This is a genomic window from Alcanivorax sp. 24, assembly GCF_004360225.1.
Classification (GTDB): Bacteria; Pseudomonadota; Gammaproteobacteria; order Pseudomonadales; family Alcanivoracaceae; genus Alloalcanivorax; species Alloalcanivorax xiamenensis.
In genome coordinates, this window is sequence record NZ_SNUA01000012.1 from 125,894 (window position 1) to 147,643 (window position 21,750).

A 21,750-nucleotide genomic window follows, 5' to 3' on the forward strand; every position below is an offset into this window, starting at 1 on the left:
TGTAGCCTCGTGGCGCGGAGACGCCACCAGGGCAAGCGGCAGAGGCGGCCGTTTGTCCGCCGGCAAAAATCATTCTTTTTTCTTATAAAAAATTCTAATAAGCTCTTCGGTTACCCCCAGGACAAGGAGTCAACCATGCGCCGTGCCGCCGCCGCTCTCGCGGTGTTTTCTTTGCTTCCGGTCGGGATCGACACCGTCCATGGCTGACCCCGCCCTGTCATCACGCCAGTTCCTGGATCTGAAGGAACAGACCCGCCGGCAAACCCATCTGACCCGGATACTGGCGTTTCTGGTCGCCAGCGGCATGCTCGGGGCGGGTATCGGCCTGCGGGTCTATCCCTTCTCTTTATTGTGGGCGGTGGCGCCGCTGCTGGCCTATCCGTTGCTGATCCAGTTGTTGGCGATGGTGGCGGAAAAGCGCGGTGTGGCGGCGGCCACGCTGTCACAGACACTGCTGCAGGCGGACGCTCTGTGCATTGGTTTTGCCTGTGCCTGCCTGTGGTTCGCGGTGGTGCCCAGTCTGGCGTTGCTGGCCATTGTGCACGCCAACGCCATGAGCCATGGGGGCTGGCGTCCCTGGCTGGGCAGCGTGGTGATGACCGCGCTGGGCGCGGGCGTCGGCGGCGCTCTGTTCTATCTGCTGGATCCCGCTTTCGAGCCGGTACCACAGGCTCCGTTATCCTTGATTATCCTCGCCCTGCTGGGGCTGGCGGTGTACATGGGGGCCAGCGCCTTCTTCGCGCAGCGCCAGACCCGGTATCTGCGCCTGGCACAGCAGCAAGTGCGCGAGCAGCAGCGGCAGGCGCTGAATATGTCGCGCAAACTGGCCAAGTATCTGCCACCGCAGATCTGGGGGTCGCTGTTCACCGGCAAACGGGACGCCAAACTGGAAACCCGGCGCAAACGCCTCACCGTGTTTTTCTCCGACATCAAGGGGTTCAGCGCGATCTCCGAGGAACTGCCTCTGGACACGCTGACAGCCATGCTCAATACCTACCTGAGCGAGATGACCCGCATTGCTTTGCGTCATGGCGGTACCATCGACAAATTCATCGGTGACGCGGTGATGGTGTTCTTCGGCGACCCGAAAAGCGAAGGCGCCCAGGAAGACGCCTTCCGCTGCGTGGCCATGGCCATCGAGATGCAGCGCCATATGCGGCTGCTGCGTCAGCGCTGGAAGCACGAGGGCATCAAGCAGCCGCTGGAGATCCGTATCGGCATCAACACCGGCTATGTCACGGTCGGCAACTTCGGTACCGATAGCCGCATGGACTACACCATTCTCGGCACCGATGTGAATCTGGCCAGCCGGCTGGAATCCGCCTGCCGTCCGGGCCAGGTGCTGATTTCCGAATCCACCCATGAACTGGTGCGGGAACGGATTCAATGTCGCAGCGTCGGCGACATCAGCGCCAAGGGCTTCAGCCGCCCGATTCCGGTCTACGAAGCCCGCGATCTGAAGCGCCACGCCGGATCCCGAAGCCGTTATGTCAGTGCCGAAACCGGGGGGTTCGCCTTGCATATGGACCTCGAGCGTATTCACAATTTCGACAAAAAACGCATACTCGGGACATTGGCCCGTTCGGCCACGGACTTGAAAGACAACAAACCGGTGTCCCTGGACTTCGAAGCGGAAGGCTTCGTGCTGCACCTGGACTCCGGCCGCCTGCATCATCGGGAGCGTCCCCGGGTACTGGAATTCATGGGGCGGGCGGCGCGGCGGGTACAGGAGCAGCTCCGTCTCTGAGCTCTCCAACCCGGACAAAGGGACACCACCGGGAGCGACTATGGCGATTTCTGCATCGGCGGGCTGGTTGAGCCGCCTGGAACGGCTGGGCAACCGGCTGCCCCACCCCACCCTTCTGTTCGTTTGGCTGTGCCTGCTGATGCTGCCTCTGAGTGCGATCCTGGCGGCGCTGGGCACCAACGCCTTCCACCCTCAAGAGCAAACGGAAATCGTGGTGCGTTCGCTGCTTGATAGCGAGGGCTTGCGGTACCTGTTCAGCCACATGGTCAGCAACTTCACCGGTTTCGCCCCCCTGGGCGTGGTGCTGGTGGCGATGCTTGGCCTGGGCATCGCCGAGCATTCCGGTCTACTGGGCGGCAGCCTGGCGGCGCTGGTACGCCGGGCGTCCCACCGTACGCTGGTGGCCACGGTGGCGTTCGCCGGCGTCATGTCCAGTATCGCCTTCGATGCCGGCTATGTGGTGCTGATCCCGCTGGCCGGGTTGTTGTTCCAACTGGCCGGCCGTTCCCCGCTGGCCGGTATCGCCACCGCTTTCGCGGCGGTGTCCGGCGGCTACAGCGCCAATCTGTTGCTGGGCCCGGTGGACGCGGTGCTGGCCGGGATTTCCACCGAAGCGGCGCACATCATCGATCCCCAGCGCGACGTCAGCGCCGCCGGCAATTACTGGTTCATTATCGTTTCCACGGTACTGGTGACCGCGCTGGTGACCCTGGTGACGGTGCGCTTTGTCGAACCCCGGCTGACCGCCGGCACGATGGACGGGAGCAGCCGGGACGAGCAGCCGCGCCTGCACCGGCGCGCGGCGATCTGGACCCTGGTTACGCTGATTCTCGGGCTGGCGTTTCTGGCCTGGCTGGGGCTGCCGTCGGGCGCGCCGCTGCGTGATGCGGACACCGGTTCTCTGCTGCAATCCCCGTTCATGTCCAGCATCGTGGTGTTGATCGCGCTGGTGGCCGCCGCCTGCGGCGTGGTCTACGGCCGCGTCAGCGGCGCATTCCGCTCCGCCGGTGATGTCATCACCGCCATGGAAACCACCATGGCGTCCATGGCCGGTTATCTGGTACTGATGTTCTTCGCCGCCCAGTTCGTGGCCTGGTTCAACTACAGCCAACTGGGACTGGTGCTTGCCATTCGCGGCGCCGCCTGGCTGGGCACGCTGTCCTTGCCCACGGTATTGCTGCTATTGCTGTTCGTGTTGATGAGCACCACCATCAATCTGCTGATCGGCAGCGCCTCGGCCAAATGGTCGATTCTGGCGCCGGTGTTCATCCCCATGCTGATGCTGCTCGGTATCGACCCGGAAGCCACTCAGGCCGCCTATCGGGTAGGCGATTCCAGCACCAATATCATCACCCCACTGATGCCCTACTTCGCCCTGGTGTTGGGCTTCGCCCGCCGCTACCAGGCGGACACCGGCGTCGGCACCCTGATCGCGCTAATGCTGCCCTACAGCCTCACGCTGCTGCTGGGCTGGTCGATCCTGCTCGGCGTCTGGATCACGGTGGGATGGCCGCTGGGAACGTAAAAGAGAGTTGACAGTTGATAGTGGACAGTTGACAGCGAAAGAAAAAAGTCGATCCATGAATTCTCTGTGGGAAGCTTGCTTGCAAGCGAATGGAGCTCACCTAGGCGTTTGTAATATTCGCTTGCAAGCAAGCTCCCACAGCGGCTAAAGATTAGCTGCTTTTTATTTTTCGTCTTTCGCTGTCAACTGTCCACTATCAACTGTCAACTGCCCCCCTTCACTGTCTTATCGTGCGTCGGTTCTCCCGCGCCGGTTCGAAGTTGCTGCGGAACGGGTTGATGTCGAGACCGCCGCGGCGGGTGAAGCGGCCGAGGACGGAGAGTTTGGCGGGGGCGCATTGGCGTTGCAGGTCGACGAACATCTGCTCGACGATCTGCTCATGGAAGCCCTGGTGGTTGCGCAGGGAGACCACATAGCGCAGAAAACCCGCCGGATCGATGGGCCTACCTTCATAACGTACCACCACGGTGCCCCAGTCCGGCTGATTGGTCACCGGGCAATGGCTGCGCAGCAGGTGCGAATAGAGCTCGCCCTGATGGTCCTCGCCGGTGCCGGCGGTGAGCAGAGCCGCGTCGTACGCGAAGGTATCGATGGTCAGGTCCAGTTCATCCACGCAGACGCCGTCGCCATGCCAGACCGGTTGCGCCGCGGCGTCCCCCAGAGACAGAATCCGTACCGTCACCTTTTCTCCAGCCACCTTGCCCAGATCGGCGGTGATGATTTCCCGTACCGCATCGGCGTCGGTATAGCGGCTGTTGGCGAACGAGTTCAGGTACAGCTTCAGCGACTTGGATTCGATGATGTTGTCCGAGGTACACGGCACCCGGATTTCCGCCAGCGCCACCCGGGGTTTGCCGCCCTGGTCCAACCAGGACAGCTCGTAGCCGGTCCACAGGTCCTCGCCCTGGAACGGCAGGGCGCCGTTTTCCAGGGCCAGGCTTTCCCGCGCCAGCGCCCGGGGCACCGGATACAGCAGTTCCGGTGCGTATTGGTCCACGTAGTCACTGGTTTGCCCCAGCGGGGCGTCTTTCAGATAGCTCATCGGTCTTGTCTCAGGCGCGAATACCGGTGCCACGCCGCAGCAGCCACAGGGCCAGAATATAGAACCCCAGCACGAACAGCGCGATGGTCCCCAGGGAGGTGTACACATTGACGTCGCTGACCCCCAGGATACCGTAACGGAAGGCGTTGACCATGTAGACGATGGGGTTGGCCAGGGTCACCGCGCGCCAGAAATCCGGTAGCAGCTCCAGCGAATAGAACACTCCGCCCAGGTAGGTCAGCGGCGTCAGCACGAAATTGGGAATAATGCTGATGTCATCGAAGTTACGGGCGAACACCGCGTTGATGAAACCACCGAGAGAGAACAACGCCGCCGTCATCACCACCACCGACAGCGTGATCCAGGCGTGCTGGAGAGTCAGGTGGGTGAAGAACAGACTCAGCACGGTGACGATGCCACCGACCATCAAGCCCCGCGCGATCCCTCCCACCATGTAACCGGTGAGGATGACGTGGGCCGGCATTGGCGACACCATCATTTCCTCGATGGAATGCTGGAACTTGGTGGAAAAGAACGAACTGACCACGTTGCCGTAGCTGTTCTGGATCACGCTCATCATGATCAGGCCAGGGACGATGTACTGCATGTAATCGAAGCCGCCCATGTCGCCGATGCGGCTGCCCACCAGGTTGCCAAAGATAACGAAATACAGGGACATGGTGATTGCTGGGGGCAGCAAAGTCTGCGGCCAGATGCGCACGAAACGGCGAATTTCCTTGGTCACCAGGGTGAGAAACGCCACCCACTGTTCGGTAAAACTCACGAGGCGGCCTCCTTGCCGGCAAGATCCGCGTTGCGTTCCACCAGTCGCACGAACAATTCCTCCAGCCGGTTGGCTTTGTTACGCATGCTCAGCACCTGAATGTCCTGTTCCGCCAGGGCGCCGAACAGGCGATTGAGACTTTCGGTTTTGGGCACATCCACTTCCAGGGTGGCGGCGTCACGCAGGCGCACGTGAAAACCGCATAATTCCGGCGCGCTTTGCAACGGCCGTTGCAGGTCGAGCACGAAGGTCTCCACCTGCAGTTTCTCCAGCAACGATCGCATATCCGTGTTCTCGACGATCACCCCATGGTCGATGATGGCGATGCGCCGGCACAGCGACTCCGCCTCTTCCAGATAGTGGGTGGTGAGAATGATGGTGCGGCCCTGTTCGTTCAGGCCGATGAGAAAATCCCACATGGAGCGGCGCAACTCGATGTCGACGCCGGCGGTGGGTTCATCCAGGATCAGCAGCTCCGGTTCATGCACCAGCGCGCGGGCGATCATCAAGCGGCGCTTCATACCCCCGGAGAGCATGCGCGCGGCGGACTGGCGTTTCTCCCACAAGCCAAGCTGTCGCAGATATTTCTCCGCCTGCCGTCTGGCCTCGGCGATGGGGATGCCGTAGAACCCGGCCTGGGTGACGACGATGTCGTACACTTTCTCGAATTGATTGAAATTGAATTCCTGCGGCACCACGCCGATCTTCTTTTTCGCCAGCGCCCGCTCCCGGTCCAGCGAGTGGCCGAAGATCTCGACGTCGCCGCCACTTTTGTTCACCAGGGAACTGACAATGCCGATGGTGGTGGATTTGCCGGCGCCATTGGGACCCAGCAATGCGAAGAATTCGCCTTTTTCAACGGTCAGGTCGATGCCCTTGAGCGCCTGGACACCGTTGCTGTAGGTTTTGGTCAGATTACGAATGCTCAAGGCCGACAAAAATCACCTCTCTTTCCGGTCTGGGGCGGAAAACGGTTTTAAACCGAATGCTTTACTCATCGATGCGTGGCGGACAAACAGGACGGTGCCGGGTGCCCCCAATCAGGATATAACCGCCCGCCCCGGCTGCCGCACCATAACGCGATCACAGCAACGGACGGTTGCCCAATCCAGCTTAATTGGGGGTAGCCGAAGACAAAATCAAGCGGAGGCGCGCAGCGCGCGGCGGCCGCGCTCGCCGCGCCACACCCAGTGCATACCGCCGTCCTGGAACCAGACCCAGAGGCCTTCCATCATCCAGGGCCAATCGTCCTGGTTGATGGAGCGCCGCCCTTCCAGCTCCGCCACCAACACCGCGAGAATGGTGTCATGGGTCACGTGAACCGCCAGTTCGCCGCTGTCCGGTTCCCGGTCACGCAAATAGCTGGCCAGTTTGGCACACCCCTCCGCCGGCGACAGCATGCCCTCGAATGGATTCTGCAAATGGCGATTGAGGAATCGCATGGCGCCCATCTTGAGAAAGGTGGGCCCCACCCGGTTCATGTCCTGCACATAGCAACCCGGTTCCACCAGCGTGTTGTCGGTGAGCACATCCATGGGGCGATCGATCAAGCCAGCACGCAGCGCCCCCTCGGCCATGGCCTTGGCGGTGTCCACGCAACGCCCCACCGGGCTGGAATAAAACGCCGACACCGGGCGCGCCAACTGCCCTCCCCAATCCCGGGCCAGTTCAATGCCTTCCGGCGTCAACGGCAGCCGGTAATCCGCAAACCCGTTCTTGGCCAGCTCGCGAACCGAATGGCGGGTCAACAAATGCACCGGCCGGTCCGTCGGCAACAGATTCAGGGCGTGCAATAAACGCGGATGTAATCGGGCCATGGTCGGGGTTGGGGCCTTTTCCTGACTATCCGGACCATCTTAGAGCCTGAGGTTCTTTTCTGCACCTCCAGTGGAGACCTTATTACATATAACCAGCGGCCGACATGCCCGGGACGCATGCCAACCATGCGTATTGGTACATTGATACCGGCTTTGCGCCGCCGCTATGGTTGACGCTTCCGGGATCAGGGGCATCGCATTTGGACAAGGACCTTCCCACGGCAACGGCGACGGTGACGACGCCGATCACCGGCCGTCTTACCCTGTTGTTCGCCGTGGCGGTGGGCATCATTGTCACTAATCTGTTCGCGCCACAAACGCTGGTGGGGATGATTGGCGGCTCACTGGGGCTGTCGCAAAGCCAGCAGGGACTGGTTGCCATGGCACCGCTGGCCGGCTACGCCGCCGGGCTGTTGTTGCTGGTGCCGCTGGCTGACCGTCTGGAAAACCGTGCCCTGGTGCTGCGTCTGCTATTGATTGCCATCATCGCCGCCAGCCTCTGCTCGGTGGCACCCAACGCGCCCCTGTTGCTGGTCGCGCTGGTGGTGCTGGGGCTGAGTTGCTCGGCGATCCAGGTGCTGGTGCCGCTGGCCGCGTCCATGGCGCCAGCGGCGCAACGCGGGCGGACCATCGGCAATGTCATGTCCGGCCTGATGTTCGGCATTCTGCTGTCCCGGCCCATGGCCAGCCTGATCGCCGATCTGTACCAGTGGCGCGCTTTTTATCTCTGCAACGCGACCTTGATGTTACTGCTCTGGGCCGCGCTCTACCGCGCCCTGCCCCGCCGCCATCCGGGCAACCCGCAACGCTATCCGGCACTGCTTCTGTCCCTCTGGGAACTACTGCGCGAGCAGCCGGTACTGCGCCAACGGGCACTGACCGCAGCCCTGGTGATGGCCACGTTCAGTCTGTTCTGGACCACCGTGGCCCTGCGTCTGGTGCGGCCGCCGTTTCAATTGGACTACAAGGAGGTCGCCCTGTTTGCTCTGGTCGGTGTCACCGGCGCCCTGGCCACGCCCTGGTTCGGCCGCCTGGGCGACCGTGGCGGTACTCGCCCCGGCACCGTGGCCAGTCATTTGATGGTCATCGCCGCCTTTCTGATCGCAGCCCGAGCCGGCAACGGGGCGCTGCCGTTCTGGCCCGGGCTGGGTCTGCTGGCCTTCAGCGCGGTGCTACTGGATGTCGGTGTTACGGGTGATCAAACCCTGGGCCGGCGCGTGATCAATTTGATTGAACCGGATAGCGTGCGTGGACGGATCAACGCCCTGTTCGTAGGCCTGTTCTTCGTCGGCGGCGCCCTGGGTTCCGCGCTCAGTGGCCTGGCCTGGGCCCATGGTGGCTGGAGCCTGACCTGCCTGTTGGGCGCGGGGCTGGCACTGACGGCCCTGGTAGCCCAGGCCCGGCAACGCTGAAACGATGCCATCGGCGAGCAGGGCCGGGCTGGCCGGGACAGCCCGGCGTTTCCTCGACCCGCCAGCGTTCGCCGTCTAGTCTGACGGATAGCGCCCGTTGAACGGGGCTCTCTGAATCCACCATCGCGGTGTGTCGGCGCGCCGGATCGGACAGCGCACCAGAGCATCGCCGTCAATGCTGATGGCGCGGCCATGCTCATGGCGCAACACGGCGGTGGTCTCTCTCCCCGTGGCACCATCACGCAAGGCGGTGTCCTGATCCGGGCCGTCGCCGCAACGCAGTTGCAGGGTGCTTTGGAATTCACCGGGCGCGGGTGTTTCTCCCCCGGCCGCGAGCACGGCGCAATACTGGTCGAACCACTGCAGCGCACCGCCGGCCGGTCGTGACAGATCCAGGGACACCCGCTCGTCAGCGCCGCCACGTTCACAGCCTCCGTCCTCGCGCGCGTAAACCCCGTCATGGAATCGGCCCGCCCGTCGCCGGTACGGCTCCGCCGGATCGGGCACGTCATCGATCTTCTGAACAGACAACACCTGACGAATCTCCCGCCGTTCCCGCCGGGGGTCCGCCAGCACCATCGCTTCCACTTTACAGAGGGCGTCCTCCTGGCAAGCCGCGTCAACCAGGTTCAGGATCTCACTGTCGGCGGGGATAACGCAGTGATGGTCGCCTTTGATGACAGCCCCCGCCTCACCGGAGGCCATTTTCGGATAGCCGTAGCAGACCGCCCATTGCAGCGCCCCCGGCTCCGTGGCGGGCGCCACCCTTGCCCGAATCGCCGCCGGGATCTGGTCCGCTTCGGAGGGGCAAGGCTCGTACCGGGTGGCGATACGCGCTCCCTCCATATACCAATCCGCACCACGCACGCCCGGCTCAACTCCGGTGGAGAAACAGGCCGCCGCCGACCCGCCCCGCGGTGAAATCAGCAACGCCCAGTTAACGTCACCGCCACTGGCGGGGTCGAAGGCATGCATCAGCAGGCCATGGTCCGTCGCCAGGATTTTCCCGGCGACCGCATCCCGGGTCTCGACCAGGAGGGCCTGGCGAATCCCGGGGTCATCCACCGCCGTGGTGACCGCGGCTTTCACCGAGGGCGCATCCAGGAAGGACACGCCATCGACGTCATCCCATGGATACTGGCTCACGTAGCGGTCCAGTGCCGCCGCCCTATCCGCGCTGCCAATAGTGGACAGCGCCATCAACATGGCGGCCGCCACCGCCGGCAATTTCCTTTGCGTCATCCCGGATTCCCCTTTTCCCTATCAGATCCGCGTTCAGCGCGTCTTGCGCAACAGAATACCGCCGACGATCAGCCCGGCCGCGCCGATCACCGTGTAAGGCAGTGCCATGGCCAGCAGCCAGAACCAGAACGCGGTGGAGGCATCGCTTTCCGCCCGGGAGCCCGGGTTGATCAGGGCGCCGAGGTTCAGCCCCGAAAACAGCAGCGTGGAGACGATGTTCATCAACAATACCGCGCCCAGTGCCACGAGCCCCCAGCCAATCAGGCGTTTCATCACGGTGATCCGCGCCAACCATACGGCGATGGCAATGGCCACCAGCAACTGGATCACCAGCGCCGCGATGATCACATAATGAAATGCCGCGGGGTCCTCGGCCAACCAATCAGGCTCGGCGCCAAGAACGGGAGAAAGGAAGGGCGCGACAATGCCAAAACTGACCCGTCCGATAACCAGACCGAACAGAATCCCCACCAGCCACCTGATCCATGTGGATTTCATTCGGTCCCTGCCCTGTTTGTGAAAGCGGATTGGTGATAACGGGTTTGGTGCGCAACCGCGCCTGCCCAATAGTAAACGGATGTGGTTGAACGCACCAAGCATATTGATCGCTGGACCGGCAGCAGCCAACGTCTTGTCGGGAACAGGAGGCGGCCGGGACTTTGATCAGGATCAATTCACCTTCCATCCACCGGCGTACTTTTGGAGCGTGGCCCCGTGAATGTTCACGGTGGCGCCGTCAACAGCCCCGCCATTCCATTCGGGAGGAGGTTCCATGTTCACCACCGCACTCGTCGCCCTGGACCAATCGCCCGCCGCTCCCGCCACGCTGGCACGCCTCACGGACCTGAGCACCTGGGGCATCAAGAAAGTGATCCTGGCCCATGTGGTGCGAGTCAGTTATAACCAGTTCGCCGCCTACGACCACGGCGAAAATTACCGGGAATGGCTGGAACGTTGCGCCGAGCCGCTCAAGAAAGCGGGCCTTGAGGTAACCGTCTGCGTGCGGATTTCCGGACTGGTGGCGGATGAATTGCTGGCCATCGCCGGTGAATTCGACGCGGACCTTCTGCTCGTTGGGTCACGGGCACACAGCCGGGCCAGCACTCTGTTTCTGGGCAGCGTCGCCCGCGATCTGATCCGCAAGACCACGCTGCCGTTGTTTCTGGAATGGGTCGCTCCGGATGCGGAAGACACCGGCACCGAGGGGGCTCCGCCAGTCACACCGGCGCTGAATCAAGTGCTGCTGGCGACGGATTTGTCCCGATACGCCAGTGGCGCGGAAAACCTTATCCGCGAGTTATCCACCGAAGCCACCCGCATCGATCTGTTAACCGTGCTAACCCCGGATGGCCTGATTAACACCCCCGCCCTGCCAGTGATGGCCGCCGCCGCGTTGAACCACATTCGCGATTATCTGCCCGGCAAGCCGGAACAGATCAGCGTGCTGACCCCAAAAGGTTCCCCCGCGGAGACCATAGTGCGCATCGCTTCGGAACGGGATGCTACCCTGATCATCATCGGCAAGCACGGTCAGGGATGGCTGGAAAGCAAGCTGATCGGCACCACCGCCACCGAAGTGTGCGAAGCCGCGCAGCGCCCGGTGCTGATAGCGCCGTTGAAGAAAGGCGAATAGTCTTCGCCGGGCCACGGCCACGTCAGGGAGCCACCATGAACATCACCTCCACCAAATCAATGATTGACTGGACCGGGAACGCTCACCGCCAACTGGCCAAGGCAGTGCAGCAGGTTACGACAGCAAACAGCCCAGAGAACCGGGGCTCGGCTTGCTTACCTGAAACGCCACGAAACGCTGTTGGCAAAACTGGAGGAAGGGTCTGAAGCCGAAGCGGCCCCAAGGCACTATTCACCTTACTCTATGACTACGGCAAACACGCGCTGCTGGAGGTGGACCGCGCGTGTGGCCACTCCAGCGGAAATTTGCCCTACCATGGCATGGTCCACGAAGTGTTCGCCATCCACGGTCAGATCATGGACCTGTACCGGTATGTGTTGGAACAATCCACCCTACCCGAACAACAACCCCTATTTGAGTCGCGGCTATGCGCGGAAGAAAGTGGACCGCGACGCGTCCCTCCGGCTGGTAGCAACCTTTCCCTTTCATTGTTGTCTGGAGCAGCGCCGGCTGGAACCGGCGGAGCGCTCAACAATCGTATTGCGGTTCCGGCACCCGCAGCGGAAGGTTCAGGGTGTTGCTGAGAAGAGAAGCGAGATCGTCCAGTACGTCCATGTCACCGAAGGATTCGGAAATACCCAATGTTCGCTCCACGCCAGGCGCGGCATGAAAGAGCAGGACCAGGAAGGCGCCACCGCCTCCCTTGGCGGGTCTGAGCTTTTGAAGACGGAGCGCGACAATACGCTCGACCGGTACGATATGCAGTTGTTTCGCACAAACAATCAAGGCCTCATGGTCCGACGACAAGCCGATCCGGCCCAGGAAATCATCCTGATCCAGCGGCGGCAGACAGACAAAATCCTGGCTGTAGCCATCAGGGATGCTGGCCCACAGTGCCTTCAGTGTTGACGCCGACACCATGCCTCGCACCTCGTCAAGAGGCGTAAAAGACCCCAGCCATTCTCTCTCCCGCACACTCATCGGGCGACGATAGCCAGGCTCGATAAGAATCGAGCAGGCCGTTTTCAGTCGCCGGTCCCGCTCATGGGCCGGAACATTCCGATTCCACCCCGGGGGTTGCAGCTTTGGCGGCCAGACAGTGAGCGAAATACGGGCCGGGCCGGCGCGCCAGATCGACGAGATCGTATTGTTACGCACCCCGATCGGGGCCGGGCCCAGCAGCTCAGTGATCCGGCGGTGCGCATGACGAAGGTTGGCAAGCGGGTCATTTTTGATCCATACATCCCCGCTGAACCATAGGGGCACGTGGTGGCGAGACGGCGCCCTGAATATTTGCGGAGATATGGGATAGAGCAAGCCGTCGAGTGCCAATGGGCAAGGCGTGATCGGGCTTTGCTCCCAGTCGTAGGCAGGATGACGAACCAGACCAAAGCGGTCAATGAGTTCCTGGCCACTTGCCCGCCAGGGAAAACCAATGCCGTCCAGCGTGTCCTGAATGGCATTTCCCTTCCCCGGAGCCCAGGGCAATTCGAGGTCGGCGGGTCGGTCTAACACCGGTGGCGTGTCTTCAGTCAATCCGAAAAGATCGCACAGCTTGCGAAGAACGCCAGAGAAGCGGGGACTCATCATTGAATTTTCTTCATTCAGGTGCTCCGCTGATCCATCAATCCATGTAAGAACGCATATCGCATCCTTGCCATCTTTCCAGGTGGAGTCCGACTCATGCGTTGCAAACGAAACGGCGCCCATGACTCTCGCATTCCCGTGAGACTGTTTACCGAAATCGTTCACCCCGTGACAGTATTGCATTGCTACAGATTTGTGTGTAACCCCCAGCGTGGATTCCTCCGGTGGCCGGGGTGTTATACCCTGCGAGAGTCTCCACTGCTTTCAACGCAGGAATAGAGAGCCTTCTCATTGACCCGCGACGCACTGCTTATTGCCTACAACGCCTCTCTGTATATCCTGCTGCCATTGGGGTTGCTGGCGATGCTCTGGTGGTGCTGGAAGATTGTCTGGCCAGTTATTGCACGACGTCTGGATAACGGAGTAAGCATCGACGGCCTGATCGGCATTATTTTCTGGACCATGTTGCCCGGTCTGGCGCTTTTCGTCCTGTTTTCCGTGCCGGCCATCTACATCGGCAAGCAGTTATCACAGGAAGATTATTGTCGCGGGCTTATTCGCGTGAGCGACCTGAAAGCGGACGATCCGCTAGTGCGGAAGCGCTGTGCCCTCTGGGATATTGAAGCCTTGATGAGTGAGGAGTAAATCCTACTGAATAGCGACCAGGCATATCGGCGATGTCTGGCGCTCCAGCTCGCGATCCCAACCAAACAGAAAGCCGGGGGCAGCGCAACAATGCTTCATGAATCCCGAAAGGAAAATGGAGCGGGAAACGAGATTCGAACCGGCCGGCGCCCCGGTCGCGGCCCCAGCCCAATAAAAAGCAGGGGCGCCCAACCAAGGGCGACTATGCTTCATGAATCCCGAAAGGAAAATGGAGCGGGAAACGAGATTCGAACTCGCGACCCCAACCTTGGCAAGGTTGTGCTCTACCAGCTGAGCTATTCCCGCTTGTCACTGCTTCGCCTGAACGAAAGAGTGGCGTCCCCCAGGGGAGTATTCACCGCTGCGCGGCTCACCCCTTCGGGGCTGTCTTCGCTAGCGAAGACCTTCCGATCCGCCAGCTTTGCTGGCGACCGGTCGAACCCCACTAATGAAGGTTCGACCCTTGGGCTCCAATCAACGCGATGCCAGTTCGCGGACCGTTACCGAACCCGATTCAGTGGCGTCCCCTAGGGGAGTCGAACCCCTGTTACCGCCGTGAAAGGGCGGTGTCCTAGGCCACTAGACGAAGGGGACCCGGACTTGCTGGCCAATCCCGTTGCGGGACTGCCCTGTCAAGCGGCGCGTAGTCTAGAAACCCGGGCCGGTAGCGTCAAGGAGAAATTCCCCTGGTCGACACCGTTCGTTCATAATCCGTCCAATCTCGGCGATTCCGACGGTTTTCACCTGACCGGGCGGTCCCCTGTTGACCCTTCCTCGACACTGCTATATGCCTGTTGCAGCCAGCTGCGGGACTTTTTCAACTCCGCCCGCGGCGGCAGGCACGGGCTCCGGCCCACCCAATCCGACAACGAAAACCGGGAGACCCCAATGACCATCAAACTGTATGGCGCCATGCTGTCGCCGTTCGTGCGCAAAACCCGCGTGGTACTGGCCCTCAAAGGCGTGGAACATGAGACCGTCAACGTGGACCCGCGCAACGCGCCGGACTGGTATCGGGATCTCAACCCGCTGGGGCGCATCCCGGCACTGGATTACGACGGCCAGATTCTCGCCGACTCCGGGGTGATCTGCGCTTTCCTGGAAAAGACACACCCGGAACCGTCTCTCTACCCGGAGGATCCCTACGAGTACGCCCGCGCCCTGTGGTTCGAGAAATTCGGCGACTACGAGCTGGGGGTCAACTGCACCTTCGGTGTGTTCTTCAATCGGGTGGTACGGCGTCTGATGGGCAAGGACGCGGATGAAGCCGCGGCACAAAAAGCGTTGCAGGGAGCGGTTCCGCCACTGCTCGAATACCTGGACCGTGAACTGGAAGGCAAGACCTACTTCGTTGGTGAACGTCTGACCATCGCCGACATCGCGGTGGCCAGTCAGCTGGTGAATTTCCAGCATGCCGGCGAAGGCGTCGAGTCCTACCCGAACCTGGCCGCCCATAAGGAACGCCTGCACGCGCTGGACCCGTTCACCCAGACCATCGCCAAGGAAAGCGGCTTCCTCACCAAGGTCCTCGGCGGCTGATCAGGGCCGCTCTCCGGCTCCCTGAACAGAGTCCGCTCCGGTGTCCTCCACGGATACCAGGGCGGCGCGCCCGTCAGTGGCAATACGCACCCGCGCCAGACCTCCCTGGCGCAGCCGCCGTTCCAGTTCCAGCGCCTTATCCTTGGGCGCGAAATAGGCTTCAATGCCGTATTCCACCGTCACCGAGCCCACCCGCACGGTGCGGATGCGGCCACGAATGAAATCCCCCGGCGGCGGTGAGTAACGGGTCTCCACCGCTTTCCATACCTGACCTTTCCGGTGCAGTTGCACATACACCTCCCGCCCTACTTTCGGCACCCCCACCTCCGGCATCGGCGCCTCGCTGATGTCATAGCGCAACCGGGCATAGTTACCGCGCAACAGATCGCGGGGATCCACCGGCACGGTACGCAGCACCACCTCCTTGCCAAACCAGACCGGATAGCGCGCGTAGCCCAGCAGGCCCAGCAGCACCACTACCTGCAACAAAACCGCCGCCACCAGGGCGCGTAACCGCCAGCGCCTAGTCATGGGCCACCTCCGGACCGCGCCGGCGCCAATAACGGGCACCGCCGTAGAGAATGGCGGCCATGACCAGGAACAACAAAGCCGCGCCCAGGTAATCCCCGATCAGATCGAGGTAACGCAGTATCGCCAACACCGCCAGCGTGCCCAGACCGGCAAAGAACCGGCGCGGGTCGGTGCGCAGCAGCCCCTCACGTATCCAGGCCATGGCCACCAGCAGGACCACCAGATTGGCGGCCACGGTCCAGTACAGGCTCTGCTCCGGCCGCCCCCAACCATGCCCCAGTACCAGCCCGGCCAGCGCCGGCCAGGGCAGGATGCCCCGGGGGTTGAGCGCGATCGCCGCCAACAGCAACGGCAGCGCCGCCCACAATCCCGGATCCAGCCAGCCCCAATGGCTGTGCAAATAGTCTTTCCAGAGCCCCTCGAACGTCAGCGGCAGCAACACCAGCAACGACAACCGTCCCAGCCACGGCAAAGGGGCCCAGCGGGAATCGTGACGCCGTTCCAGCCGTTGGCAGAGCACCTGGGCGAGCACCAGCAGGGCAAGGTTGAACGTCAGGTGGCCGGCCCGCCAATGAGGCCCGAAATCGGTATGGAACACCCAGGACAGCATCAGATTGAGCCACAGCACCAGCGTCGCCAGCACCGGCAGCATCACCACATTGGCATGACGGCGCCAGGCCAGCCAACCCGCCACGCCGAGAAACAGGATCCCGGCCCAGGGCGGCGAGAACGGGGTTTCCATCACCATCCACACGGCAGTGAGCGCCACCAGCAGCAGCGTCACCAGCAAACGCCGGGAGAAAAACGCCACCGGCAGCGTGCCGACCATCCACAGCAGCACGCCATTGGGGAAATGCTCGCCGAGATGGTACATCTGCCCCACCAGCATGATCGAGGCGCCATAGCAGACGGCGCCGAGAAACAGCCAGCCGCCCCCTTCGCCATGACGCCCCCAGCGCCACAACCCGACTCCGTTGGCGGCCACGGTGAGGGCCAGCAGACCGGCGAAGCGCACGCCCCGGGGCAGGCCGTCCCAGTGGGCGGACACCACCAGCAGCAGTGCCAGGCCGATGAACAGCAGCGCGCAGGCGGTCAACACCCTCGTCCCCAGGGAGTCGCCGCTGGTTTCCAGTCCCGTGCCATAACGGGACAGAATACGCCGGGCCTGATCCTCCTCGATCAGCCCCTCGGCCAACCACTGTCGCAGCTCCCGGCGCAGAGCGTCTTTGCGTATCACGTTCTTCCCAATCCTTTCGGTGCGGGCTTCCAGAGCATGCTAGCACGCTGGGTGCGCAGCCTTACCGTGATCGTTCAATCCCCGCGCCCATTCGCTGCCCAGGCAGCTTCCCACAGCGGCTCCGTGGCACTTCCGTGGGAAGCTGCCTGGGCAGCGAATACGGCGTCTGACCCACGGACCGCGACCTTTTCAAGCCGTCAAAGCGGCAGCCCCAGCCGCCGCGCCTCCATGCGGCGCAGGAATTCCAGCATCACCTGCCGGTACAGATCCTCACCCAGCCACAGGTCCTCGACACCGGCGTCGATGTTGGGATTGTCGTTCACCTCCATCACCACCACCTGATCGCCGGATTGCTTCAGGTCCACGCCGTACAACCCATTACCCATCAGCCGGGCGGCTTTCAGCGCCACTCTCAGCACCTTCGGCGGCACTTCGCGGATCGGTACCGTGCGCGCGTTGCCGGAGGCGGTTTTGCCGCTGTCCTTGTGATGATAAATCTGCCAATGCCCCTTGCTCATGAAGTACTGGCAGGCAAACAACGGCCGGTTGTTGAGCACGCCAATACGCCAGTCGTAATCGGTGTACATAAAAGCCTGGGCCAGCACCACGGCGGATTGCTTCAAGTAGCCGTGCAGCGCGGTTGCCAGCGTCTCGCGGTCCTCCACCTTGCTGATGCCCCGGGAAAAACTGCCGTCCGGGATCTTCAGCACCATCGGCAAGCCCAATTCCCCGATCAGGCCGTCCACCTGCTCCGCGCTGGCGCTGAACACAAAGGCGGTGGGCGGCACCGGCACGCCATTGGATTGCATCAGCTCGGCCAGATAAATCTTGTTGGTGCAGCGCAGGATCGAGCGCGGATCGTCGATCACCACCAGGCCTTCCTGCTCAGCCTTGCGGGCGAACTGATAGGTGTGATGATCGATGGCGGTGGTTTCGCGAATGAACAGGCCATCGTATTCGCCCAGGCGGGCATAGGCGTCCCGGCCGACCTGCCCCACCTTGATGCCGAGTTGGCGGCCGGCCTGCCTGAAGCGCTTCAACGCGGTGCGATTGCTTGGCGGCATGGCCTCCTGCTCGTTCACCAGCATGGCCAGATCGTAGCGCTCGCCACGGCGCCGGCGTGGGCCGCGCCAGACTCTCGCGTTGAACTGCTCCAGGGCCCGAGCGAACTGGTCCTCCTCGGCGCCCTTCACCTGTTTCAGACTCGGCGTTCTGATCGCCTCCAGGACCCACTGGTCGCGACGCCGGAACGACACCCGCAGAATCGGGCATGGCAACTGATCAAAGATCTGCCGCGCCAGTTCCGTCAGCCCTTCCTGTTCGGTTTGCCCGAAGTAGATATTGAACGTCACCTTGGTGGCATCGCCGCCCTGCTTCTTCATCGCCTTGTCCAGCGCCGATTCGAAGCGCTCGAAGTGCAGGCCGTACAACGCCTTGTGGCTGAGATCATTGACGGTGCGCACCGAGGGCATGACACGTTGACCACGGGCTTCCGCCAGCAACGAACAGTAGTAGCCGGGGGACAGGTATTTATAACTGCGGCACAGATTGATCACCTGCACTTTCTTGTCGGTGCAGACCGGCTCGGTGGCTTGCAGGTAATCACGGGCGGACAGCAGATTACGGGCGGGATAGTACGCCGCCCAATCCGCCGGATCGTCCACCAGGATAATGACTTGGCTCATCGGGGTTCCATTGAGAAGGCTAAGGACGCCGGACGCCGGACGCCGGACGCCGGACGCCGAACGCCGAACGCCGAACGCCGAACGCCGAACGCCGAACGCCGAACGCCGAACGCCGAACGCCGAACGCCGAACGCCGAACGCCGAACGCCGAACGCCGAACGCCGAACGCCGAACGCCGAACGCCGAACGCCGAACGCCGAACGCCGAACGCCGAAAGATGAAAAACCGGGCGCGCCGACTTGGCAAGCAATAAAAACGCTTTTTTATAACCGCCGTCCATGGCGGTCACCCTTTGGGCCATCGCGGAGCAACCTTAAAAATTGCTCCCGGCCATTAGTGTCCCACAATCCGCTGGCACGCTGACACGCAACACGCCGGCACGCCAAACCCAAGGCCCGCTTGCCGGCCTTGGGGACACCAATTCAAAGCACCCCCGTCACGCCGGACCCGATCCGGCATCTCCTTCTACGAAGTTGTGCGCCCCGAAGCGGGAGTTCAATGGTCTTAAGCCAGGAAACGCTCTACCCCGGGATGCCCGAGTGTTTTCAAAGCGTGTTGGCGTGCCAGCGTGTTGCGTGTTAGCGGCCCGTTCCACAACGGTGGGACAGCAATGGCTCTCAGCCATTTTTTATGACCGCCGTCCATGGCGGTCACCCTTCGGGCCGTCGCGCAGCAACGTTAAAAATTGCTCCCGGCAATTTTTTATTTCCGCAATGCCCTCAGCCCCGGGTTTTGACTATAGCATCCCGCGTCTGACGCGATCAGCTGCCCTGGTAGACCACGCGGTAGATAACACCGGCATAGTCATCGGCGATCAGCAAACTGCCGTCGGCGGCCTGCATGACGTCCGCCGGACGTCCCCAGCGGGTGCCGTCCTCACGCAGCCAGCCGCTGATGAACGGTTGGTAGCCGGTAACCTTGTCGATGCCTTCCACGCCAACCCGGGTGACCCGGTACCCGGCCGGCGTGCTGCGATTCCAGGAACCGTGCTCGGCGATGAAGATGTCACCCCGGTAGTCCTCGGGAAATTGCTCCCCGGTATAGAACGTCATGCCCAAGGGAGCATGGTGCGCCGGCATGGTCCGCATCGGCATGGCGAACTCGCCCGGGTCCTTGTTCTTGCCGAACTCGGGGTCCGGCACCGTGCCACCGTGAATGAAGGGGTAACCGAAATGCTCACCGTCCTCGCGTACCCGGTTGAGCTCCTCCGGCGGGATCTCGTCGCCGAGCATGTCGCGGCCATTGTCGGTGAACCACAACTGCCCACTGCGCGGATGGAAATCAAATCCCACCGAATTACGCACTCCGCGGGCCACCGTGGTCATGTCCCCCGAATCCAGGTCATAGCGTTGGATGGTGGCGTAGGGTGCTTCCCGGTCGCAGATGTTGCAGGGCGCGCCCACCGGCACGATCAGCTTCCCTTCCGGGTCGAACGCCAGGTACTTCCAGCCGTGATGGGAGTCGGAGGGAAACCCGTCCGTCACCAGATCCGGGGCCGGCGGATCGTCCAGATGATCGAGAATGTCCGGCAGTGCCAGGATCCGGTTCACCGCCGCCACATAGAGGGTACCGTCGCGATAGGCGATCCCGGAGGGCATGTTAAGCCCTTCCGCCAGCACCCAGGTGTGATCGGCGCGGCCGTCACCGTCGGCGTCGCGAACCGCATACACCTTGCCCTCTTCACGGGAGCCGGCGAACACCGTGCCGTCCTCGGCCTGCGCCAGTTGCCGGGCGTTGGGGACAGCATCGGCGAACACCGTCAGGGTGAATCCCTCGGGCAGAGTCAGGCTGTCCAGGGGCAGGGAGTCGGCCATGGCCGGCACGGCAAAGCCGAGTAACAGGCCGGCCAGCCAGGGTCGACCATGAACGGCGGAAAGGCCGCTATGAGCCCGCGGCGTCCTTCCGCGCGCCAGGGTGTCCTGCTTTTTCCAAGGCATCTTGAACCTCCGGAGGCATGTAGGTCTCATCGTGTTTGGCGAGCACTTCCTCCGCCTCGAACCGTTCCTGGCTCACCAGCGTGCCGTTGGCGACGATACCCTGCCCTTCGCGGAACAGATCCGGCAGGATGCCCTGGTAATGGACGGTGAAGGTGCCCTTGCCGTCGGTGACGTCGAAGGTCACATCCAGAGTCTCGGGGTCGCGTACCACCGATCCCTCCATAACCAGACCCCCCACACGCATTTTAGTGCCCACTGGCGCTTCGCCGCTGACCACCTGCTGCGGGGTAAAAAACAGATTGATGTTCTGGCGCAGCGCGTACACCGCCAGAGCGGTGGCCAGGGCCAGCCCCAGAAACACCGCCAGCACCACGATCAGGCGCTGTTTACGAACCGGATTCATGCTTAACCTCCCGGGTTTCCCGTCGCCACTGGCGAGCCACGTCCTGGCGCACCCGCGCCAGCTTGCGCGCCGCCAGCACCATATTGATCACGATCAGCAGCGCACAAATACCGTAAGCGCTCCAGACATAGGGCCCGTGCCGGCCCATGGCCAGAAATTCCGCGAAGCTGTCGAAATACATCAGTGCCCCTCCACCAGTTTGCGTACCCAGCCGCTGCGGCGCTCCCGGCTCAGCACTTCGGCCCGGGCCCGCATCAGTACATTGGCGGCGTACAGCAGCCACATGCCCAGCATGCTGATCAGCAGCGGGTACTTCATGGCCGGGTTGATGGAGGATTCGCTGAACAGGTTCAAGGTCGCCCCCTGATGCAGGGTGTTCAGCCACTCCACCGAATACTTCACGATCACCACGTTGATCACCCCGACCAGGGCCAGCAACGAGGCGGCGCGGGCCGCCTGGCGGGGATCACGGATGGCGGACTGCAGCACCATCACGCCGAGATACATGAACAACAGGATCAGCATCGAGGTCAGGCGCGCGTCCCACTGCCAGTAGGTGCCCCAGGTGGGCTTGCCCCAGATCGCGCCGCTGATCAGGGACACCGCCGCCAGCACCGCGCCGAACGGCGCCAGCGCCTTAAGCATCACCTCGGCCATTTTCATCCGCCATACCAGGCACACCAGCCCGGCCACGCCCATGGCGATGTAGCCCATCAGGGCGCCGCTGGAAGCAGGAACGTGGAGATAGATAATGCGATAGCTGTCACCCTGGTAACGCTCCACCGGCGCGTAGGCCAGCCCCCATACCAGGCCGATGGCCAGTACGATCAGCGCCAGCGGCCACAGCCACGGCAGCACTATGTCGGCGAACCGGTAAAAGTAGCGGGGCGAGCCCAGTTGGTGATACCAGCGTTTGAGAGTATTCCACATAGCTTCGACTCTGATTTTTTGTCGTCCGCCCGGGCGGTATTTTTTGTCGTCGAC

21 protein-coding genes and 2 tRNA genes are annotated in these 21,750 nt (G+C 62.4%); 6 read left to right on the forward strand and 17 right to left on the reverse strand.

The window, feature by feature from the left end:
- Nucleotides 1–199: 199 nt before the first annotated feature.
- Together E0L37_RS15900 and E0L37_RS15905 are read left to right on the forward strand one after the other, a co-directional pair.
- Entirely contained in the window at nucleotides 200–1,747 is a 1,548-nt protein-coding gene (locus E0L37_RS15900) for an adenylate/guanylate cyclase domain-containing protein (protein WP_133492688.1), read from the forward strand.
- 40 nt (nucleotides 1,748–1,787) lie between these two features.
- Nucleotides 1,788–3,272, forward strand: coding sequence for an AbgT family transporter (locus tag E0L37_RS15905; RefSeq protein WP_201303739.1), 1,485 nt, complete (start codon nucleotides 1,788–1,790; stop codon nucleotides 3,270–3,272).
- A gap of 217 nt (nucleotides 3,273–3,489) precedes the next feature.
- On the opposite strand, the gene queF is transcribed toward E0L37_RS15905, so the two are convergent.
- From queF to E0L37_RS15925, 4 genes are all read right to left on the reverse strand, one after another.
- On the reverse strand, nucleotides 3,490–4,314 hold the full coding sequence (queF, locus tag E0L37_RS15910; protein ID WP_133492689.1) for an NADPH-dependent 7-cyano-7-deazaguanine reductase QueF: 825 nt from the start codon (nucleotides 4,312–4,314) through the stop codon (nucleotides 3,490–3,492).
- A gap of 10 nt (nucleotides 4,315–4,324) precedes the next feature.
- Nucleotides 4,325–5,098: an ABC transporter permease gene (locus E0L37_RS15915; protein WP_133492690.1), complete on the reverse strand. Its 774-nt coding sequence runs from the start codon at nucleotides 5,096–5,098 to the stop codon at nucleotides 4,325–4,327.
- Nucleotides 5,095–6,036 carry an ABC transporter ATP-binding protein gene (locus E0L37_RS15920; protein ID WP_133492691.1) on the reverse strand — a complete coding sequence of 314 codons (942 nt, stop codon included), beginning with the start codon at nucleotides 6,034–6,036 and terminating at the stop codon, nucleotides 5,095–5,097. Before E0L37_RS15920 ends, E0L37_RS15915 begins: the two co-directional genes overlap by 4 nt.
- A 201-nt stretch (nucleotides 6,037–6,237) precedes the next feature.
- Nucleotides 6,238–6,915 carry a histidine phosphatase family protein gene (locus E0L37_RS15925; protein WP_133492692.1) on the reverse strand — a complete coding sequence of 226 codons (678 nt, stop codon included), beginning with the start codon at nucleotides 6,913–6,915 and terminating at the stop codon, nucleotides 6,238–6,240.
- 200 nt (nucleotides 6,916–7,115) lie between these two features.
- On the opposite strand from E0L37_RS15925, the gene E0L37_RS15930 reads away from it, so the two are divergent.
- Nucleotides 7,116–8,327: an MFS transporter gene (locus tag E0L37_RS15930; RefSeq protein WP_205655634.1), complete on the forward strand. Its 1,212-nt coding sequence runs from the start codon at nucleotides 7,116–7,118 to the stop codon at nucleotides 8,325–8,327.
- Between the two features lie 75 nt (nucleotides 8,328–8,402).
- On the opposite strand, the gene E0L37_RS15935 is transcribed toward E0L37_RS15930, so the two are convergent.
- Nucleotides 8,403–9,569, reverse strand: coding sequence for a hypothetical protein (locus E0L37_RS15935; RefSeq protein WP_133492694.1), 1,167 nt, complete (start codon nucleotides 9,567–9,569; stop codon nucleotides 8,403–8,405).
- Between the two features lie 33 nt (nucleotides 9,570–9,602).
- Nucleotides 9,603–10,067 carry a hypothetical protein gene (locus E0L37_RS15940; RefSeq protein WP_133492695.1) on the reverse strand — a complete coding sequence of 155 codons (465 nt, stop codon included), beginning with the start codon at nucleotides 10,065–10,067 and terminating at the stop codon, nucleotides 9,603–9,605.
- A gap of 274 nt (nucleotides 10,068–10,341) precedes the next feature.
- On the opposite strand from E0L37_RS15940, the gene E0L37_RS15945 reads away from it, so the two are divergent.
- Complete coding sequence (locus E0L37_RS15945) at nucleotides 10,342–11,202, forward strand: universal stress protein (protein ID WP_166643080.1); 861 nt, start codon at nucleotides 10,342–10,344, stop codon at nucleotides 11,200–11,202.
- 528 nt (nucleotides 11,203–11,730) lie between these two features.
- Here E0L37_RS15945 and E0L37_RS15950 read toward each other — a convergent pair.
- The gene (locus tag E0L37_RS15950) at nucleotides 11,731–12,912 is read right to left on the reverse strand and encodes a hypothetical protein (RefSeq protein WP_133492697.1); all 1,182 of its coding nucleotides are present in this window, start codon (nucleotides 12,910–12,912) and stop codon (nucleotides 11,731–11,733) included.
- 168 nt (nucleotides 12,913–13,080) lie between these two features.
- Between E0L37_RS15950 and E0L37_RS15955 the strand changes: the two genes are divergently transcribed.
- A complete protein-coding gene (locus E0L37_RS15955; RefSeq protein WP_133492698.1) occupies nucleotides 13,081–13,434 on the forward strand; it encodes a hypothetical protein in 354 nt (117 codons plus the stop codon).
- Between the two features lie 230 nt (nucleotides 13,435–13,664).
- Here the strand turns inward: E0L37_RS15955 and E0L37_RS15960 are convergent.
- Both E0L37_RS15960 and E0L37_RS15965 read right to left on the reverse strand, forming a co-directional pair.
- A tRNA-Gly gene (locus E0L37_RS15960) sits at nucleotides 13,665–13,740 on the reverse strand.
- A gap of 212 nt (nucleotides 13,741–13,952) precedes the next feature.
- Nucleotides 13,953–14,028: transfer RNA gene (locus tag E0L37_RS15965), tRNA-Glu, on the reverse strand.
- Nucleotides 14,029–14,322: 294 nt separating this feature from the next.
- On the opposite strand from E0L37_RS15965, the gene E0L37_RS15970 reads away from it, so the two are divergent.
- Nucleotides 14,323–14,973: a glutathione S-transferase family protein gene (locus E0L37_RS15970; protein ID WP_133492699.1), complete on the forward strand. Its 651-nt coding sequence runs from the start codon at nucleotides 14,323–14,325 to the stop codon at nucleotides 14,971–14,973.
- Here the strand turns inward: E0L37_RS15970 and E0L37_RS15975 are convergent, their stop codons facing one another.
- The 8 genes from E0L37_RS15975 to ccmC all read right to left on the reverse strand — a co-directional run bounded on the left by E0L37_RS15975 (nucleotide 14,974) and on the right by ccmC (nucleotide 21,696).
- On the reverse strand, nucleotides 14,974–15,504 hold the full coding sequence (locus tag E0L37_RS15975; RefSeq protein WP_133492700.1) for a GDYXXLXY domain-containing protein: 531 nt from the start codon (nucleotides 15,502–15,504) through the stop codon (nucleotides 14,974–14,976).
- Entirely contained in the window at nucleotides 15,497–16,741 is a 1,245-nt protein-coding gene (locus tag E0L37_RS15980; protein ID WP_166643081.1) for a DUF2157 domain-containing protein, read from the reverse strand. Before E0L37_RS15980 ends, E0L37_RS15975 begins: the two co-directional genes overlap by 8 nt.
- 197 nt (nucleotides 16,742–16,938) lie before the next feature.
- On the reverse strand, nucleotides 16,939–18,426 hold the full coding sequence (locus E0L37_RS15985) for a RimK family protein (RefSeq protein WP_133492702.1): 1,488 nt from the start codon (nucleotides 18,424–18,426) through the stop codon (nucleotides 16,939–16,941).
- Between the two features lie 19 nt (nucleotides 18,427–18,445).
- Nucleotides 18,446–18,706: a hypothetical protein gene (locus E0L37_RS21550; RefSeq protein ID WP_205655635.1), complete on the reverse strand. Its 261-nt coding sequence runs from the start codon at nucleotides 18,704–18,706 to the stop codon at nucleotides 18,446–18,448.
- Nucleotides 18,707–19,187: 481 nt separating this feature from the next.
- Entirely contained in the window at nucleotides 19,188–20,363 is a 1,176-nt protein-coding gene (locus E0L37_RS15995) for a sorbosone dehydrogenase family protein (RefSeq protein WP_236564176.1), read from the reverse strand.
- Nucleotides 20,308–20,766, reverse strand: coding sequence for a cytochrome c maturation protein CcmE (gene ccmE / locus E0L37_RS16000; protein WP_133492703.1), 459 nt, complete (start codon nucleotides 20,764–20,766; stop codon nucleotides 20,308–20,310). The genes E0L37_RS15995 and ccmE overlap by 56 nt, the downstream gene beginning before the upstream one ends.
- On the reverse strand, nucleotides 20,750–20,947 hold the full coding sequence (ccmD, locus tag E0L37_RS16005; RefSeq protein WP_022993976.1) for a heme exporter protein CcmD: 198 nt from the start codon (nucleotides 20,945–20,947) through the stop codon (nucleotides 20,750–20,752). The genes ccmE and ccmD overlap by 17 nt, the downstream gene beginning before the upstream one ends.
- The gene (gene ccmC / locus E0L37_RS16010) at nucleotides 20,947–21,696 is read right to left on the reverse strand and encodes a heme ABC transporter permease CcmC (RefSeq protein WP_133492704.1); all 750 of its coding nucleotides are present in this window, start codon (nucleotides 21,694–21,696) and stop codon (nucleotides 20,947–20,949) included. Before ccmC ends, ccmD begins: the two co-directional genes overlap by 1 nt.
- Nucleotides 21,697–21,750: the final 54 nt, after the last annotated feature.

What these genes read in the sequence shown, in the direction of transcription:
- E0L37_RS15900 (WP_133492688.1), top strand. Translation starts at nt 200, where the DNA reads ATGGCTGACCCCGCCCTGTCATCACGCCAGTTCCTGGATCTGAAGGAA.
- queF (WP_133492689.1), bottom strand. Translation starts at nt 4,314, where the DNA reads ATGAGCTATCTGAAAGACGCCCCGCTGGGGCAAACCAGTGACTACGTG.
- E0L37_RS15925 (WP_133492692.1), bottom strand. Translation starts at nt 6,915, where the DNA reads ATGGCCCGATTACATCCGCGTTTATTGCACGCCCTGAATCTGTTGCCG.
- E0L37_RS15970 (WP_133492699.1), top strand. Translation starts at nt 14,323, where the DNA reads ATGACCATCAAACTGTATGGCGCCATGCTGTCGCCGTTCGTGCGCAAA.
- E0L37_RS15995 (WP_236564176.1), bottom strand. Translation starts at nt 20,363, where the DNA reads ATGCCTTGGAAAAAGCAGGACACCCTGGCGCGCGGAAGGACGCCGCGG.
- E0L37_RS21550 (WP_205655635.1), bottom strand. Translation starts at nt 18,706, where the DNA reads ATGGACGGCGGTTATAAAAAAGCGTTTTTATTGCTTGCCAAGTCGGCG.
- E0L37_RS15950 (WP_133492697.1), bottom strand. Translation starts at nt 12,912, where the DNA reads ATGGGCGCCGTTTCGTTTGCAACGCATGAGTCGGACTCCACCTGGAAA.
- E0L37_RS15985 (WP_133492702.1), bottom strand. Translation starts at nt 18,426, where the DNA reads ATGAGCCAAGTCATTATCCTGGTGGACGATCCGGCGGATTGGGCGGCG.
- E0L37_RS15940 (WP_133492695.1), bottom strand. Translation starts at nt 10,067, where the DNA reads ATGAAATCCACATGGATCAGGTGGCTGGTGGGGATTCTGTTCGGTCTG.
- E0L37_RS15975 (WP_133492700.1), bottom strand. Translation starts at nt 15,504, where the DNA reads ATGACTAGGCGCTGGCGGTTACGCGCCCTGGTGGCGGCGGTTTTGTTG.
- ccmC (WP_133492704.1), bottom strand. Translation starts at nt 21,696, where the DNA reads ATGTGGAATACTCTCAAACGCTGGTATCACCAACTGGGCTCGCCCCGC.
- E0L37_RS15945 (WP_166643080.1), top strand. Translation starts at nt 10,342, where the DNA reads ATGTTCACCACCGCACTCGTCGCCCTGGACCAATCGCCCGCCGCTCCC.
- E0L37_RS15905 (WP_201303739.1), top strand. Translation starts at nt 1,788, where the DNA reads ATGGCGATTTCTGCATCGGCGGGCTGGTTGAGCCGCCTGGAACGGCTG.
- ccmE (WP_133492703.1), bottom strand. Translation starts at nt 20,766, where the DNA reads ATGAATCCGGTTCGTAAACAGCGCCTGATCGTGGTGCTGGCGGTGTTT.
- E0L37_RS15935 (WP_133492694.1), bottom strand. Translation starts at nt 9,569, where the DNA reads ATGACGCAAAGGAAATTGCCGGCGGTGGCGGCCGCCATGTTGATGGCG.
- ccmD (WP_022993976.1), bottom strand. Translation starts at nt 20,947, where the DNA reads ATGTATTTCGACAGCTTCGCGGAATTTCTGGCCATGGGCCGGCACGGG.